This is a genomic window from Asaia sp. SF2.1 (assembly GCF_000505765.1).
GTDB lineage: Bacteria > Pseudomonadota > Alphaproteobacteria > Acetobacterales > Acetobacteraceae > Asaia > Asaia bogorensis.
In genome coordinates this window covers 16,977-17,391 of record NZ_AYXS01000006.1, presented here as the reverse complement: position 1 = coordinate 17,391, position 415 = coordinate 16,977, and the positions used below count along the sequence as shown (strand labels likewise).

1 pseudogene is annotated in these 415 nt (G+C 53.5%); it reads right to left on the bottom strand.

Annotated elements, in window-relative coordinates:
* Window positions 1-126: 126 nt before the first annotated feature.
* Window positions 127-415: pseudogene (locus P792_RS38340) on the bottom strand (integrase core domain-containing protein); the annotation flags it as partial.

The following is a 415-nucleotide window of genomic DNA, read 5'->3' as shown; positions in this document are numbered from 1 at the left end:
GCCATTGGGTCCGGGGTTAACCCCGGACCCAATGGCCAACAGCAACGCCGTCAAACAGGCGGCATAACAACAATCGGGTATAGCTTATTCAAACCCCAAAACTGTCCGAACAGACGGGACCACCTCTCTCAACTGCTCATGACTGTCGTAATGGAAGCGTTTGACGGTTGCTTCCTTGATTGTCCGGTTCATGCGCTCAACCTGACCGTTCGTCCAGGGATGATTGGGTTTCGTCAGACGATGTTTGATCCCGTGGGCTTCGCAGATCATGTCGAAGCGCATGGGACGCGACCACGCCGTATTGCGATTACGAGGCTGCTCAGCTAACTGGATGCCGTTATCGGTCAGAATGGTATGAACCTGATAAGGGTTCATGCTCTGGAGATGTTCGAGGAATTCCCAGGCTGTCTTCCGA